This is a genomic window from Halococcus dombrowskii, from assembly GCF_022870485.1.
Classification (GTDB): domain Archaea; phylum Halobacteriota; class Halobacteria; order Halobacteriales; family Halococcaceae; genus Halococcus; species Halococcus morrhuae.
On record NZ_CP095005.1, the window covers coordinates 1,196,684 to 1,211,957 of the forward strand.

General features: G+C 63.9%; 12 protein-coding genes and 1 CRISPR repeat array (1 of these 13 only partly in view). Of the genes, 5 read left to right on the top strand and 7 right to left on the bottom strand.

Annotation, left to right across the window (positions count from 1 at the left end):
- Window positions 1-2,646: direct repeats of the CRISPR family, unit length 30 nt; unit sequence GTTTCAGACGAACCCTCGTGGGGTTGAAGC; it begins 5,008 nt to the left of the window's first position.
- Between the two features lie 25 nt (window positions 2,647-2,671).
- On the bottom strand, window positions 2,672-4,573 hold the full coding sequence (locus MUK72_RS06355) for a BCCT family transporter (protein WP_244704934.1): 1,902 nt from the start codon (window positions 4,571-4,573) through the stop codon (window positions 2,672-2,674).
- A gap of 162 nt (window positions 4,574-4,735) precedes the next feature.
- Between MUK72_RS06355 and MUK72_RS06360 the strand changes: the two genes are divergently transcribed.
- Window positions 4,736-5,971 (top strand): NAD-binding protein, encoded by a 1,236-nt coding sequence (locus tag MUK72_RS06360; protein ID WP_244704936.1) that lies wholly within the window; start codon window positions 4,736-4,738, stop codon window positions 5,969-5,971.
- 111 nt (window positions 5,972-6,082) lie between these two features.
- Complete coding sequence (locus MUK72_RS06365) at window positions 6,083-6,532, top strand: universal stress protein (RefSeq protein ID WP_244704938.1); 450 nt, start codon at window positions 6,083-6,085, stop codon at window positions 6,530-6,532.
- A gap of 44 nt (window positions 6,533-6,576) precedes the next feature.
- Here MUK72_RS06365 and MUK72_RS06370 read toward each other — a convergent pair whose 3' ends face one another.
- The 5 genes from MUK72_RS06370 to MUK72_RS06390 all read right to left on the bottom strand — a co-directional run bounded on the left by MUK72_RS06370 (window position 6,577) and on the right by MUK72_RS06390 (window position 10,483).
- Complete coding sequence (locus MUK72_RS06370; protein WP_244704940.1) at window positions 6,577-6,819, bottom strand: hypothetical protein; 243 nt, start codon at window positions 6,817-6,819, stop codon at window positions 6,577-6,579.
- 65 nt (window positions 6,820-6,884) lie between these two features.
- A complete protein-coding gene (locus MUK72_RS06375) occupies window positions 6,885-7,034 on the bottom strand; it encodes a hypothetical protein (RefSeq protein WP_244704942.1) in 150 nt (49 codons plus the stop codon).
- A 73-nt stretch (window positions 7,035-7,107) separates the two neighbouring features.
- On the bottom strand, window positions 7,108-7,524 hold the full coding sequence (locus tag MUK72_RS06380) for a TFIIB-type zinc ribbon-containing protein (protein ID WP_244704944.1): 417 nt from the start codon (window positions 7,522-7,524) through the stop codon (window positions 7,108-7,110).
- Between the two features lie 100 nt (window positions 7,525-7,624).
- Window positions 7,625-9,394, bottom strand: coding sequence for a BCCT family transporter (locus tag MUK72_RS06385; RefSeq protein WP_004055376.1), 1,770 nt, complete (start codon window positions 9,392-9,394; stop codon window positions 7,625-7,627).
- 444 nt (window positions 9,395-9,838) lie between these two features.
- On the bottom strand, window positions 9,839-10,483 hold the full coding sequence (locus MUK72_RS06390) for a helix-turn-helix domain-containing protein (RefSeq protein ID WP_244704946.1): 645 nt from the start codon (window positions 10,481-10,483) through the stop codon (window positions 9,839-9,841).
- Between the two features lie 273 nt (window positions 10,484-10,756).
- Between MUK72_RS06390 and MUK72_RS06395 the strand changes: the two genes are divergently transcribed.
- The gene (locus MUK72_RS06395; RefSeq protein ID WP_244704948.1) at window positions 10,757-11,767 is read left to right on the top strand and encodes an ATP-binding cassette domain-containing protein; all 1,011 of its coding nucleotides are present in this window, start codon (window positions 10,757-10,759) and stop codon (window positions 11,765-11,767) included.
- On the top strand, window positions 11,764-12,534 hold the full coding sequence (locus MUK72_RS06400) for an ABC transporter permease (protein WP_244704950.1): 771 nt from the start codon (window positions 11,764-11,766) through the stop codon (window positions 12,532-12,534). The genes MUK72_RS06395 and MUK72_RS06400 overlap by 4 nt, the downstream gene beginning before the upstream one ends.
- 36 nt (window positions 12,535-12,570) lie before the next feature.
- Here the strand turns inward: MUK72_RS06400 and MUK72_RS06405 are convergent, their stop codons facing one another.
- The gene (locus tag MUK72_RS06405; protein ID WP_244705288.1) at window positions 12,571-14,481 is read right to left on the bottom strand and encodes an ABC transporter ATP-binding protein; all 1,911 of its coding nucleotides are present in this window, start codon (window positions 14,479-14,481) and stop codon (window positions 12,571-12,573) included.
- A gap of 228 nt (window positions 14,482-14,709) precedes the next feature.
- Between MUK72_RS06405 and MUK72_RS06410 the strand changes: the two genes are divergently transcribed.
- Window positions 14,710-15,135, top strand: a complete 426-nt coding sequence (locus MUK72_RS06410) for a helix-turn-helix domain-containing protein (protein WP_244704952.1) — start codon at window positions 14,710-14,712, stop codon at window positions 15,133-15,135.
- The last annotated feature ends 139 nt before the right edge of the window (window positions 15,136-15,274 follow it).

Here is a 15,274-nt window from a genome sequence, read left to right on the forward strand (position 1 = left end):
TTGTTTCAGACGAACCCTCGTGGGGTTGAAGCGCACGCTTTGAACCGAAGGCGAGGATGCCGGTGCCGAGTTTCAGACGAACCCTCGTGGGGTTGAAGCGGCTCGAACGGCCAGCTCACGCCAGTGAACTCGGTTTCAGACGAACCCTCGTGGGGTTGAAGCACCTCGGATATTGTGAGTAACGAGCCGTTTCGGATGTTTCAGACGAACCCTCGTGGGGTTGAAGCGGCGGGTGGACGGGCACACTCGCTGAGATCGGACACGGTTTCAGACGAACCCTCGTGGGGTTGAAGCGATTCGAGCAGCTCCACCATCGCGTCGAACAGGACGGTTTCAGACGAACCCTCGTGGGGTTGAAGCGTGATCCGTCACGAGCCCGTCGCCACGCAGCACGGTTTCAGACGAACCCTCGTGGGGTTGAAGCACGAGGCCACAGTCCACTGTGCGAGCTGTCGGTGGTTTCAGACGAACCCTCGTGGGGTTGAAGCGGACTGTGGGCCTACCGACCATGCCCGCGCCCACGCGTTTCAGACGAACCCTCGTGGGGTTGAAGCACTCATCGGCACACCCGTCCAGCTCGTACAGCCCGGGTTTCAGACGAACCCTCGTGGGGTTGAAGCGCGCGCCCTCTCCGATGTCGATGTTGATGGGGTACTGGTTTCAGACGAACCCTCGTGGGGTTGAAGCGGCATGGACGACAGCGAATGGTCGTCTGTCCTTACGGTTTCAGACGAACCCTCGTGGGGTTGAAGCAACCGACGAGAACGCCCCTGCGGACGAACCCGCCGACGTTTCAGACGAACCCTCGTGGGGTTGAAGCATCGCGCAGAATCTAGTCCCGACGCTGCGATCGCGTTTCAGACGAACCCTCGTGGGGTTGAAGCTTCTTGGATCTCGCCGGCGCGGACGAAGAGGACCTGGTTTCAGACGAACCCTCGTGGGGTTGAAGCGCGAAGGAGAACATCGTCCCGAAAATCAAGACGGGGCTCGTTTCAGACGAACCCTCGTGGGGTTGAAGCAAAAATCACCGGGACGCAGAAGAACCCGGGAATCCGAGTTTCAGACGAACCCTCGTGGGGTTGAAGCCCTCACAGAACAACCCACGCCAGAAAACGTCGCATGGTTTCAGACGAACCCTCGTGGGGTTGAAGCCGCTTGAAGTTGTACTCGAAGTCCTCCGCGCTCGTTTCAGACGAACCCTCGTGGGGTTGAAGCACGTCCCCGGGGATACCTCCGACGGTTATCTCAGGTTTCAGACGAACCCTCGTGGGGTTGAAGCCCGAGGCTATGGCTCCATTGAAAAAGCCAAAATTGTTTCAGACGAACCCTCGTGGGGTTGAAGCCGTGGTATCTTGTGGTGTCAAGGCGAACGGGACGCGTTTCAGACGAACCCTCGTGGGGTTGAAGCATCGCCGGAGACGCCGTTATCGAAGTGAAAGGCTAGTTTCAGACGAACCCTCGTGGGGTTGAAGCTTTGAGTGTGTCCCCGCGGCGGTTCGCGGCCCCGAGTTTCAGACGAACCCTCGTGGGGTTGAAGCATCCCAATCGTATTCGCCCCGGTCGCTCGTCGACAGGTTTCAGACGAACCCTCGTGGGGTTGAAGCAGAGGCCGCGGAGGGTGATGGAATCACCTGAAGGGGTTTCAGACGAACCCTCGTGGGGTTGAAGCGTCCCGCTGCCGGACGATGAGAGCGGGCCGGACGAGTTTCAGACGAACCCTCGTGGGGTTGAAGCGATGGGCAATTTGCTGACCCGTGGAGTTTTTGTCTGGTTTCAGACGAACCCTCGTGGGGTTGAAGCGAGCTGGAAGGGCCGCGGATATCTCCGTCAGCACGTGTTTCAGACGAACCCTCGTGGGGTTGAAGCTGTAACTGATCCGAGCAGTCTCCCAATCGTGGCGAGTTTCAGACGAACCCTCGTGGGGTTGAAGCATGTGGCAAATCTCCGCTCCTCGGAGACCGAGGCGTGTTTCAGACGAACCCTCGTGGGGTTGAAGCTCGGGGTCAGGATCACCACCGCGACTGTTCGAGTGTTTCAGACGAACCCTCGTGGGGTTGAAGCTGCCTCAGCTCCAATCCCCTGTTTTTCGGGATCGTGTTTCAGACGAACCCTCGTGGGGTTGAAGCTCGAAATAGATCGGGAACGACACCGTGTACGGGTTTCAGACGAACCCTCGTGGGGTTGAAGCATAGGGATTTGACGCCCTTAGAACCGAATAAATAGAGGTTTCAGACGAACCCTCGTGGGGTTGAAGCATGGCAGGTGCTTCGGGAACGACGTTCAATGAAGTGTTTCAGACGAACCCTCGTGGGGTTGAAGCTCATCATCCTGATGTAGCTGACAGTAGAGTGCGATAGTTTCAGACGAACCCTCGTGGGGTTGAAGCGGCGGTGGCACCTCGCTCACCGTCACGATCGAGAGCGTTTCAGACGAACCCTCGTGGGGTTGAAGCGCCACTGTCGGGACACTCTCGAACAACCCGCAGGTTTCAGACGAACCCTCGTGGGGTTGAAGCATGGACTGGACGTTGACACCCGCAAAGCGCGAGAGTTTCAGACGAACCCTCGTGGGGTTGAAGCGAGACCCTCACCAATCTGTTCGAACCGGGGAGCCACGGTTTCAGACGAACCATCGTGGGGCCGAAAACGACTGAAACGCGATACAACAGACGTCATTTCTCGCGCCGGAGCACTTCGCTCGGTCCATCGATCCCGTGATCGCCGACGGCCGAGCGGATCTTGTCGAGCAGCGACGGGTGACCGCTCTCGTCGCGGCGGAAGGCGACGGTCAGCCCGATCAGTGCGACCACCGACAACACGGCGAACGGGCCGCCGGTCAGCACCGCGACGGTCTTGAGTGCGTTGCCGCCACCGACGAGCAGTACGGCCACGGCGACGATCCCCTGGAGAACGCCCCAGAAGACGATCGAGCCGGTCGTGGGAGCGACGTCGGGTTTTGTCGCGAGAATCGAGACGACGAGCGTCGAGGTGTCCGCGGAGGTGACGATGAAGACGATGATGAGCGCGAGAAAGAGAAAGAGCAGCAGTTGGCCAAGCGGGAGCGCCGCAAGCAGCGGGAAGCCGGCGACGGCCTCGGAGCCGCCCGCACGCTCGATGGCGGCGAGGATGTCGGTGGTTCCCGATCGCTGGAGCGACAGCGACGTACTGCCGAGCACGACGAACCAGACGACCGTCGCGAGCGAGGTGGCGACGCCGCCCGTGAGGACCACCGTTCGGACTCGCCGGCCCTTCGAGAGCGCCGCGAGGAACAGTCCGGCGAAGGGTGCCCACGAGAACCACCACGACCAGTTCCAGACCGTCCACTCGGCGACCCAATCGGCGGCGATAAACCCATTACCGAGATAGAGACTCATCGGGACGAACTCGGCGACGTACGTTCCGACGGCGGCGAGCCCGGTGTCGACCATCGCCGCTCGCGGGCCGACGCCGACCAGCAGCGCCGCGAAGACCGCAAAGAGCACGACGGTGACGCCCGCGAGCCGCCGAATGCCGCGCTCGACGCCGCTCTCGGCCGAGACGACGGTGACGATCGTCAGTCCGGTGACGAACAGGACGGGGCCGAGCGCGCCGTAGGTGACGCCCCACTGGTAGTTGCTGCCCGCGAGGAACTGCTGGCCGACGAGCGCGACGGAGGTGGCGACGCCGCCGATGGTGGCGAACACCGCGAGAACGTCGACGAGTTTGGCCCAGTAGCCGTCGAGCCCGTCGATACCGAGAAACGGCGTCAGGATCGTCGAGACGCGCAGCGGTGCGCCCCGTTGGTAGGCGAAGTAGGCGATCGGTACGCCGATGACGAGGTAGGCGCTCCAGGCCGAGAAGCCGTAGTGAAAGAGTGCGTAGGCGAGTCCACCGACTGCAGCGCCGCCGGATCGCGCCGGCACGTCGAAAAACGGCGGCGGTGCCCGGTAGTGAAAGAGCGCCTCGGCGGGCCCCCAGAAGACGATGCCAGCGGCGATGCCGGCGGTGAAGAACATGGCGAAGTACGTCGGGTAGGTGTACGTCGGGCTCGCGTCCGGGCCGCCGAGCCTGATCTCGCCCCAGGGGCCGACGAGCAGGGAGAGGCAGTAGCAGACCGCGAGGAACATCGCCCCGAGGAACAGCGCGCCGAACTCGTGGAGCAGCACGCCCTCGACGGCACCGACGACGGCTTGCATCCCCGTCGGGACGGCGAACCAGGCCGCGAAGAAGAGCACGAACGCCGCCACCGGAACCCCGAACGTGATCGGGTCCTGCTGGGAGAGAAATCCTCGGATCCGTGTGAGGAACCCCCTCGCCGTGTCGGTCCAGCCGGATCGACGGACGCGGAGCAGGTACGGCGTTCGCGATCGCGCGTCGCCGTCGGTCCCGTCGTCGAGCGGGAGCAGGGCGAGGTAGGTCAGTCCGGAGCCGAAAAACAGCAGCGAGACGACGAGCCAGCTCTCGCCGGCGACGACCGAGCCGACGAACGACGGGAAGAAAAAGCCCGCAGCGACGACCGCACCCGAGAGCACACACAGCGGGACCAGCAGCCGCCTGGCGGCCGTTTCCACCGCCTCGTTTCCATGCGTTCCCATATCTTGCACGTCAGTAACAAACATGCATAATCCTATCGCCATATCGAACGATGGACGGCCACTTGCGTTACGGTGGAGGGGGGGGGGGGAAGACGGGGATTTCGACGAAACGGTGCCGATGGCGCGTGAGTTTTTACGTATCGCCGACCATTCGTCTGCGGAATGGCGAGTGATTCCCCCGAAACGGAGCTCGATTCAGCGCTCCGCGAGCTGTTCTATCGGAGCGAGCGGGTGCCGTTCGTCCACTGGCGGCGGTTCTCGGGGGCCAAAACCGCGGTGTTGCTGGTCGGCACCGTCGCCGTTCTCGCGTTCGTCACCGGCCTCTCGCATCTCAGCCAGGGAGCAGCGGCGTTCGACGGACCGCTCGCGCCGCTGTTCCCCGCCGGAGTGGCCGAGGTGGTGTTGCTCTCGGGGCTGCTCCTCGCGTTCGTCCTCGGTGGCGTTGCCGTCGGGTTGCAGCGTCGCAAGCGCCTCGCGTGGTACGGCTCCCTGGTCGTACTGCCGCTGTCGTCGTCGCTGGCGCTGGTGACGGCCGAGCCGACCGACGCGCTCCTGTTCGCGTTGCCGCTCGTCACGCTCCCGGTCGTCGTTCGCAACCGCCACGCGTTCGACCGGCGGATCGAGCTCTCGGCGTTTCAGACCGCCGCCATCGTCGCGTTCGTCGCGGGGCAGCTGTACGGCACGCTCGGTGCGTTCGCGCTCCGTCGGCAGTTCGACGGCATCGAGACGGTGACCGACGCGCTCTACTACGTCGTCGTGACCGGCACGACGGTCGGCTACGGCGACGCGACGCCGGCGACGCAGGGGGCGAAACTGTTTACGGTCTCGGCGATCATCATCGGCGCGGGCACGTTCGCCGTCGCGTCGGGCTCGCTCGTCGTCCCGGCGCTCGAATCACGGTTGAGTGCCGCGTTCGGAACCATGACCGAAACGGAGCTCTCGCTGCTCGACGACCACGTGCTGGTTCTCGGCTACGGCGACCTCACCGAACCGCTGCTCGACGAGCTGGTGGCGACGAGCGACGTCGTCGTGGTGACGTCGGCAACGGAGACGGCCGCCGAACTCGACGACAGGGAGATCAACGTGCTGACGGCCGATCCAACCGACGAGCAGTCGCTGCTCGACGCCGGCATCGAGGCGGCCAGCGGCGTCGTCGCCGCGACGAACGACGACGCACAGGACACGCTCGCAGTGCTCGCCGCCCGCCAGGCGAACCCCGATATCCGCGTCGTCGCGGTCGCGAGCGATCATCGCCACGCCGACAAGCTCGAACGCGTCGGTGCCGACGACGTGATCAGTCCCTCGATCATCGTCGGCCGGCGGCTCGGGCGCTCGGTCCGCGGCGAGAGCGCGGATGGCGACGAGGCGATCGCCACGGACAACGAGGCCGGGTCGTGATCGTCGATACGATCGGTGCCGGATCGAGTTCCGACGTATCGTATCGGCAGCTATTTCATGCAAAACGCTATGTGCTCGGCCGCTGAAGGCTCGCGGAGAGGTGACAAAGGGATGTACGACCGGATCCTCGTCCCGACGGACGGAAGCGACGAGGCCAGGAAGGCTGCCGAACACGGTATCGAACTCGCGACCGCGCTCGGGGCGACGGTCCATACGCTGTACGTCATGGATCTGCCGGGTGTACCACGGACCCTTTCGCTCAGGGACGACGAGGAGGAGATCCGCGAGGAGTACGAACAGTACGGCGAACGCGTTACGGGCGAGGTCAGCGACATGGCGAGCGAGGCCGGCGTCGAGTGCGTCGCCGAGCTCAGAAGCGGCACGCCACACGAGGAGATCGTCAAATACGCCGCCGACGAGGGGATCGACGCCATCGTAATGGGTACGGGCTATCAGGGTCAGCTCGGTGCGCTGCTCGGCACCATCGTCGAGAAGGTCGTCCGGACGGCGACCGTGCCGGTGATCTCGACGAAGATGACCGAGACCGAATCACGGCCGTAGCGTCCGCACGGGCCGTCAACCCTGGCCGTTTCGAACCGTTCGTCTCAGGAAAGCGCCACGTCGACCGCGTCCCTGTTGTAGCCGAGCCACACGCTGAGGAGACACGAGACGATCACGAGCAGCGTCGGCAGCCCCAACAGGAGCGCGGCGACCGCGCCGATCACCGTCATCATGCCGGTCCAGACGAGAACGCCGATCCCGGCGAGCGTCGTGAGCGTCGTGATCGCGATACCGAAGGTGAACGCCTCCGCCGCAGCGGGGCCCGGTGTATGACGTATGGCGGTCATTGCTCGGAACTACGAACAAGGGTAGTATGAATGGCGCGGTCGCGATCGCCATCGTGCGGTGACAGCTACACCCACTGCTCTCTGAAGTAGATGATGATGCTCGCGCTCAGAAACAGTCCACCGGCCAGTCCGAGCTTCCCCGCAGTCATGAGGACTACTGCACCCAGCATCGCCACGACCACCGCGACCGCCAACACCGCCGCGAGTACGTTCATCGTCGCTGATCATCGATGTTCGTCCAGGTAAACCTTCCCGAATGCCGCTCCGTTCGCATCGTTTCGCGGGCCATCAAAAATGCTCGAACTCCCAGTGGTACCGACAGCGCTCGCACGTCGCCCATTCGGGTACGTCGATCGTGTTCGGATGGCGGTTGCCGTGTTCCATTCGCGTGCCACAGACGGGACACTGGAGATAGAGCAGTTCCAGGGCGGCGAACTCCTCGGCATCGAACTCGCCGACACACCGTGGGCAGTCGATCGTCTCGATCGAACGGGACTGCTGGATCTCGCTGTCACATCGCGGGCAGTTCACCACGGCGGGCGGTCGGTTCGCCCAGCCGATGTCGCCGTCGACCGTCGTGGTCTGGGTTTCGGGGATCGACAGCGTGAAGTTCTTCAGCTCGTCGTCGGCCCGAAGCGGCTCGATCAGCTGATGGCCGACCCATCTGACCGTATCGACGGCGGTTCGCGCGATGTTCCTGGCCATTGTCGTCGATGATCATATGGTAGCACGAACCAATAGGTTGACGTTCGAGGCGAATCGTGTGAATCGGTTGGCCCCGCGAAACGGAACGAATCGGTGGTGTTCAGTCGTCCGTCGTCGTGTCACTGCCGTCCGAGACACCCGTCACGACGTCGCCACCGGCGGAGTCCACCGCGACGTCCTCGCGGTCGCTGATCTCCTCGATGTGGTCCCTGAACTCCTCCGATTCCAGGATCTCGTACTCGTTTTGGAGCCCGAGATAGACGGTGTAGCACATCAACAGCAGGATGACCGCGAAGGGGAGCCCCGTCGAGACGGAGGCGGTCCGCAACGCGTCGAGACCGCCGCCGATGAGCAGCAGTGCCGCGACGCCACCCTCGGTGAGCGCCCAGAAGATGCGCTGGGTTCGCGGTACGTCGTGCTTGCCACCCGAGGTCAGGTGATCGATGACCAGCGACCCCGAGTCGGAGGACGTGACGAAGAACGTGATCACGAGCAGTGTGGCGAGGATCGACGCGATCGCACCGAGGGGGTATTGCGACAGCATCGAGAACATGGCGATCGTCTGTCCCTGGCTGTTGAGCGCGCCGACGATGCCGGCACCGCCGAGCTGGGCCGAGAGCGCACTCCCGCCGAACGACGAGAGCCAGACGAACGAGAACAGCGCCGGCAGGATGAGCACGCCGAGGACGAACTGTCTGATCGTCCGCCCCTTCGAGATGCGTGCGATGAACATCCCGACGAACGGCGACCACGAGATCCACCAGCCCCAGTAGAAGATCGTCCACGTCCCGAGGAACTCCTTTGCACCCCCGCCGGCGAACGCGGCCGAGAAGAAGCTCAACCCGGGGAAGTTGACGAGATACGTACCGAGCCCGCTGACGAGGCCGTCGAAGATGTACAGCGTCGGGCCGACGATGATCAGGAAGCCAAGCATGATGAACATGAGATAGAGATTGAGCGTACTCAGCCGCTTGACGCCGCCGTCGAGGCCCGCGGCCACCGACGCGGTGGCGATGAGCGTGATGCCGACGATGAGCGCGACCTGGGGCCATACCCCGACCGGCACGCCCGCGCCGAGCAGTTCACCCGCCACGACGTCGAGACCCTGGTTCACCTGCGCGACGCCGAGACCGAGCGAGGTCGACAGGCCGAACAGCGTCGCGAACACCGTCACGAGGTCGATGACGTGCCCCGGCCAGCCGTAGATGCGCTCGCCGAGCAGCGGCCAGAAGATCGACCGGAACGTGAGCGGCAGTCCGCGGTTGAACGAGAAGAAGGCGAGTCCGAGCCCGACGAGTGCGTAGACCGCCCACGGGTGGACGCCCCAGTGGAAGAACGTCTGTGCGAGCGCCGGGCCGGCCGCGGCGGCCGTGTTCGCCTGTGCGTCACCAGCGAAGAAGGGGGGAACGCCGTCGAAGAACGTCATCGGCTCGGCGACGCTGAAGAACATGAGTCCGATGCCCATGCCTGCGCTGAACAGCATCGCCATCCACGAGAAGGTGCTGAACTCCGTTTCGGCCTCGACGCCGCCGATCCTGATCTTGCCGTACTTACCGATCGCGAAATAGAGGACGGTAACGATGAAGACGTTCATCGCGAGGATGTAAAACCAGCCGAAGTAGGTGTTGATGGCGTTGAAGATGTCCGTATAGATGACGGCAGCTTGATCGCCGAGGAGGATCGTCGCCGCGACGAACAGGACGATCAGCGCCAGCGCGACCGGGAAGACGATCGGATGGACGTCGAATCGACCACCCAGTAGCTGCTTGTTGGTGTCGCCCGGCTCCCGTTCGGAGTCGGGGTGGAACAGTTCGACCTGCAACCCCTCCGACATCTCGCCCGTCGCTTCGTCGTGTTCGGCGTCAGCCATCTTCGGTCTCCGGACGATGCTCGTAGTCGGTTCGGTTCGATTCGCATCCGTGTACTGTCATCATGTTGTTGTGATCCGCTCGTCGGTGGCTGTGTTCGGTTCGTCCGGCGTGCGCCCCGCCGGGCGGTCGAGCGGTCCGCCGACGCGGCCCGCTTCCGTGACTGCCGACTACACTGTGCTATCGGATCGCATAGCTGTTCTTCGCAAGCTACCGTATAAACCTTTCCTCCCATAGTCGGCCATTATTATAACGAACGTTCGTATCAGAGCCTGTCGCCTGCATCGAAGCCGGGGCGGCCGACGACGAATGCGCCCGTTGCGCACTCTCTCCGAGTCTCCCCCAAGAGCTATGTTATCACGAGCCCATGGCGACTTCGTTTCGTTCCTTGGTAGCTGTATCGATCGATGAACGATCGGTTTCGCTCCCGGTGCGAATCGGGTCGATCACTCCTCGGCGAGTGTGGTTTCGATGAGTGCGGCCGTCCCACGGCGGATGCGACCGCCGACGGCCGTCGGCGAGATGCCGAGCCGGTCGGCCAACTCTTCGAGCGAACTCGTGCGCGGTTCCTCGAAGTAGCCCTCCTCGTAGGCCGTCACCAGCGCGTCGAGCTGTGGGTCGGTCAGCGCCGTCAGCTCCGCATCGACCCAGGACTGGTCGCGGAACAGTCGTTGGAGCTCGAACGTGATCCCTGCCTCCTGACAGTACTCCCAGAGCTGCGAGAGCGCCTCGCGATCCTCGAACTGGAGACGGACGGTCCAGCCGGTGCCGTCGCTGGTCGCATCGCGCATCAGCCCGCCGAGTTCGATCGTCTTCGGCGACAGCAGTAGCGTCTCCGGGGTGTGCTCCAGCCGATAGACGGTCCCGGAATCGGCGTCGTTCACCTGCATCCACTCGACGACGGTGTGGTCGCGTTCGATGGCCGCCTCGAACGCTTGCCCGCCGTTCTCGACGTAGAAGAAGAACAGTCCCGTGTCGGGATCCGTCACTGACTGTGACATGACCCGGATCCCCACGTCGGGGCACTCGCGGATCGTCGGCGACAGCGCGAGATCCTCGTGGGCGATGTGGACGATGGCGATGAGACTCATCGGTTCACATCCGGTGAGTCGGGTCGGCCTCGGCGTACCATTCGTGTACGTGGATAGCGGTCACACGGAAGTTAAATATGTGGGTCGATAACACCCAAACCGATCGTCGAGATCGCCCGGCCAGCGGTGGCCGTCCGTTCGCTCGTCGGCTCGCTCTCGGCGAATGAGGGAAACGAGAGAACAGCGAGAAGACGGCCATCGATGGCCTTTCGACGACGCAGCGGATCGAGACAACAGTCTTATGCGAACTGAACGGTCAGTTAATGGCGATCGATGGATGCAATACGAGTCGAGGGGTTGACGAAGGAGTTCGACGCGGTCACGGCGGTCGACGGGCTGTCGTTCGCCGTCGAGCAGGGCGAGATATTCGGACTGCTCGGCCCGAACGGCGCGGGCAAGTCGACGCTGATCAACATGCTCGTGACGCTGCTCGATTCGACGTCGGGTACCGCGCGCGTCAACGGGTACGATATCAACGACGAGACCGGTAACGTGCGCGACAGCCTCGGGATCGTCTTCCAGGAGCCGGCGGTCGACGAGGAACTGACTGGTGCCGAGAACCTCGCCTTTCACGCGCGGATGTACGGCAAGCGAAAGGCCGAGCGCGAGCAACGCATTCCCGAGGTGCTCGAACTCGTCGGTCTCGCCGACGAAGCGGACCAGTCCGTCGAGAGCTACTCGGGCGGGATGCAGCGTCGCCTCGAAATCGGTCGGGGGCTGATGCACGAACCCGCGGTGCTCTTCCTCGACGAACCCACGACCGGGCTGGACGCGCGCACCCGCCGGGACACGTGGGAGTACATCCAGCGGCTCAACGAGCAATCGGACGTAACGATCGTCATCACGACGCACTACATGGACGAGGCGGATTTCCTCTGCGAGCGCGTCGCGATCATGGACCACGGCGAGATCGTCGCGGTCGATAGCCCCGAGAGCCTCAAGGACTCGCTCGGCGGCGACGTCGTCACGCTCGGCCTGGAGAACTCCTCCCGGGAACTGTTCGCCCGCCTCGACGAGCAGCCCTGGGTGCGCGAGCACACCGAGACCGACGAGGGTGTCGCGGTCACGATGGCCCACGGCGATACGCGGGTCGCCGATCTCGTTCGTCTCGCCGACGAGGCGGGAGCGAGTATCGCCTCGGTCGATCTCCGGAAGCCGACCCTCGAAAACGTCTTCCTCTCGCTGACCGGCAGCACCATCAGCGAGCGCGAGGCGAGCGTTGCCGACCGGCGTGAGGACGACGAGGACCGTACGACGGCCGAGGCCGCGGAGGTCGCCGAATGAGCCTCGTCGATCCGCTCGGCATCTACGGGCTCTGGCTCCGCGACGTCAAGCGATTCCTGCGGACACCCTCACAGATCATCGGCTCGCTGACGTTCCCGCTGATGTTCCTGCTCTTTCTGGGCTTCGGCTTCAGCGGCGCGGCCATCCCCGGTCTCCCCGAGGGCGTCGACTATCTCCAGTATCTCGTCCCCGGCATCATGGGCTTCACCATGCTTCTGGGGGCTTCGTTCGCGGGCCTGGCGATCCTCTCGGACCAGGACGTCGGCTTCCTCAAGGAGATCCTCGTCGCGCCGGTGAGTCGCACCTCGATCGTGCTCGGTCGGATCGCCGGCGGCTCGACGACCGCGATCGTCCAGGCCGTCCTGATCCTCGTGCTCTCGATCCCGCTCGGCTTCGAGCTCGCGGGCTGGCTGTCGATCCCGCTGGCGGCGGTCTTCCTGCTCCTCATCGCGATCACCTTCGTCGGCTTCGGCATCGCGCTGGCCTCGCAGTTCTCCGACAGCGAGGGGTTCGGCCTGATCGTCCAGTTCATCGTCTTTCCCCTCTTCTTCCTCTCGGGCGCGATCTACCCCATCGAGGGGTTGCCCGGCCCGGTGCAGTATCTCGCGCTGATCAACCCGCTGACCTACGGCGTCGACGGGCTCCGGGCCGCGCTGGTCGGTGCCTCGACGTACTCGCCGCTGCTCGATTTCGGCGCACTCGTGATCTCCTCGATCGTGATGGTCTCGGTCGGTGCGTATCTCTTCGAGCGCGTCGAGACCGTCTGAACCGGCTGAACGATACTCCCTCCCCTCTTCACGCTCTCAGTCATCGTCCGCTTCGATGACCCGCTCGGGCGTCTGCTCGGACTGTGCCTGCCAAAGCTCGGTGTACGCGCTGTCGGCCGCGAGCAGTTCCTCGTGGCTCCCGCGTTCGGTGATGGCCCCGTCCTCGATCACGACGATGCGATCGGCGTCCCGGATCGTCGAGAGTCGGTGGGCGATGACGAACGCCGTCCGGTCGGCGGTGAGCCGCGCGAGGCTCTCTTGGATCCGCTCTTCGGTCTCGGTGTCGACATCGGAGGTGGCCTCGTCGAGAACGATGATCGCGGGGTCGTTGAGCAACGCGCGAGCGATGGCGAGGCGCTGGCGCTGGCCGCCCGAGAGTTTGACGCCGCGCTCGCCGATCTGCGTGTCGTAGCCCTCGGGGAGATCGCTGACGAACTCGTGGGCCTCGGCGGCTCTCGCGGCCGCACGCACGCGCTCGTCGAGCCCCGCACCGTCCATCGTCCGTTCGAGCGCCTCGTCGGTGCCGTACGCGATGTTCTCGGCGACCGTCCCCGAGAACAGATACGGGTTCTGCTCGACGATGCCGACCGCCTCGCGCAGCGCTTCGAGGTCGTACTCGCGGACGTCGGTGTCGTCGACACGCACTGCGCCCCCGTCGACGTCGTAGAACCGTGGGATGAGCTTCAGCAGCGTCGATTTCCCTGCACCGGTGGCACCGACGAGCCCGATCGTCTCGCCGGGGTCGACGTCGAGCGAGAGCCCGTCGATGACCGGTTCGCCGTCGTCGTAGCCGAAGGTGACATCGTCGAAATTCACCATGCCGTCGACGTGCTCGGGGACGTGGCCGTCCTCGGGCGAGGTGATCGCCGGCTCGTGGCTCAACACGCCGAAGACACGCTCGGCGCTCGATTTGGCGAGCTGGTACTTGTTGGCCGTCTTGCCGATCCGACGCATTGGCGAGTAGAGCCGCCTGATGTAGAGGAAGACGCCGGCGAACGCGCCGACCGAGACCGCGCCGGGTGCACCCACGATGACGTCGCGGCCGCCGACGTAGAGCACGGCGACGAACACGACGCCGGTGAGCACGCGGAGCGCGGAGAAGAACGCCCGGCGGATCTTGATCGCGCCCACCTGCTCGTCGTGGTAGCGCTCGCTCTGTGCGGCGACGCGCCCACGCTCGAACTCGTAGCGGTTGAACGACTTGATCACCGGTGCGCCGCCCAGGTTGTTCTCCAGGCGGGTGTTGAGCCGCGCGACCGTCTCGCGGATCGCACGGTAGCGCGGTTCGACCCAGCGGAGGAAGGCACCGCTCGCGATCCCGATGAGGGGGACGGGCGCGAGCGCGATGAGCGCCAGCGTCGGCGACTGGATGAACAGGATGATCCCGATGCCGCCGACGACCGCGATCACGCGGATGATCTGACGGATTTCGGTGTTGAGAAACCGTTCCAACCTGTTGATGTCGCTGTTGAGGATCGACAGCATCCCGCCCGTCTGATGGTTGGCGAAAAACCCCATCGAGAGGTGTTGCATGTGGTCGTAGGCGTCGTTGCGGAGGTCGCGCTGGATCTTCTGTGCCACCGACTGGAGCAGATAGCGCGAGACGAACCGCGTCACCGACCGGATTAGATAGGCGAGCGCCGCGATGGCGACCAGCCGTTCGAGGAGCGCGAGCCGGGGTGCCTGCCCGGCGATGGTCCCGCCCGGCAGTAGCCCAGCCTGTACCAAGAGTCCCGATCCACCGGTCGAACTGTCGATGAGGTCGATCGCAGCGGCGACGATCAGCGGCGGGACGAGCCGTGCGAACCGTGTCAGTAGCGAGGCACCCACGCCGACGCTCAGGCGCTTCCAGTAGGGGATCGCATACCGAAGGAGACCGACCATCGGATTGCCCGTGACCTCGTCACGGATCTCCTCGAACCCCCCGAGTTCCTCCTCCGACGACATTGTCGACACCAGCGGATGAACGCTCAAGAGGCCGTTCATTCGACACGACCTCGGTCCCCTCATCGGTGCTCGTTCCGTCGCCAGATAGCAGCGAGCGCTCACGATCCTCCCTGCTCGCTCACCGCCGATTCGCATCAGTAGAAATAATAGAAACACGAAACTTTCCGCGTGACACCAGAAATGAACAGAAGTACATAGATTTTTGTCGCCCGAGGATTCATCGACCACATGGACAAGCTCGCCGACGTCGACACCGAGGCATTGCAGGCCGCTCTCGGAGACGCTTCGGAATCGAAGGCCGTGAAACGGCTGATGGTCGCACTCGCGTACGCCGACGGCGTCAGCGTCGAAACCGTGAGCGCGCGCTACGATATCCCGCGCGCGACCATCTACTCCTGGCTCGACCGGTTCGAACAGCAGTCGATCGCGGAGGCGATCACGGACGACTCCCGACCGGGACGCCCGGCAAAACTCGACCCCTCACAACGACGGCAGCTGGCGGCCGATTTGGCCCGATCACCCGCCGAACTGGGCTACGATTCGGCCGAATGGACGCCCGAACGGGCACGGGAGCATATCGAACGGATGTACGATATCAGCTACTCGCTGGGTCACGTCCGTCGATTGTTGCAAGAATCCTCGGCTGGTACGTGAACAGCCGGTCGTCTCGATACCGTTCTTTTCTACTCTTCTTGTTTGTCGGGTTGGATCGAACGGTATTATAATTACTTCTATTTCATCATTGGCGAGATATGTCGGTTTTCGAATGTGTTCGGTACCGTTCGCTCCATCT

What these genes read in the sequence shown, in the direction of transcription:
- MUK72_RS06365 (WP_244704938.1), top strand. Translation starts at nt 6,083, where the DNA reads ATGTACGACCGGATCCTCGTCCCGACGGACGGAAGCGACGAGGCCAGG.
- MUK72_RS06410 (WP_244704952.1), top strand. Translation starts at nt 14,710, where the DNA reads ATGGACAAGCTCGCCGACGTCGACACCGAGGCATTGCAGGCCGCTCTC.
- MUK72_RS06405 (WP_244705288.1), bottom strand. Translation starts at nt 14,481, where the DNA reads ATGTCGTCGGAGGAGGAACTCGGGGGGTTCGAGGAGATCCGTGACGAG.
- MUK72_RS06395 (WP_244704948.1), top strand. Translation starts at nt 10,757, where the DNA reads ATGGATGCAATACGAGTCGAGGGGTTGACGAAGGAGTTCGACGCGGTC.
- MUK72_RS06390 (WP_244704946.1), bottom strand. Translation starts at nt 10,483, where the DNA reads ATGAGTCTCATCGCCATCGTCCACATCGCCCACGAGGATCTCGCGCTG.
- MUK72_RS06360 (WP_244704936.1), top strand. Translation starts at nt 4,736, where the DNA reads ATGGCGAGTGATTCCCCCGAAACGGAGCTCGATTCAGCGCTCCGCGAG.
- MUK72_RS06385 (WP_004055376.1), bottom strand. Translation starts at nt 9,394, where the DNA reads ATGGCTGACGCCGAACACGACGAAGCGACGGGCGAGATGTCGGAGGGG.
- MUK72_RS06400 (WP_244704950.1), top strand. Translation starts at nt 11,764, where the DNA reads ATGAGCCTCGTCGATCCGCTCGGCATCTACGGGCTCTGGCTCCGCGAC.
- MUK72_RS06375 (WP_244704942.1), bottom strand. Translation starts at nt 7,034, where the DNA reads ATGAACGTACTCGCGGCGGTGTTGGCGGTCGCGGTGGTCGTGGCGATG.
- MUK72_RS06370 (WP_244704940.1), bottom strand. Translation starts at nt 6,819, where the DNA reads ATGACCGCCATACGTCATACACCGGGCCCCGCTGCGGCGGAGGCGTTC.
- MUK72_RS06355 (WP_244704934.1), bottom strand. Translation starts at nt 4,573, where the DNA reads ATGGGAACGCATGGAAACGAGGCGGTGGAAACGGCCGCCAGGCGGCTG.
- MUK72_RS06380 (WP_244704944.1), bottom strand. Translation starts at nt 7,524, where the DNA reads ATGGCCAGGAACATCGCGCGAACCGCCGTCGATACGGTCAGATGGGTC.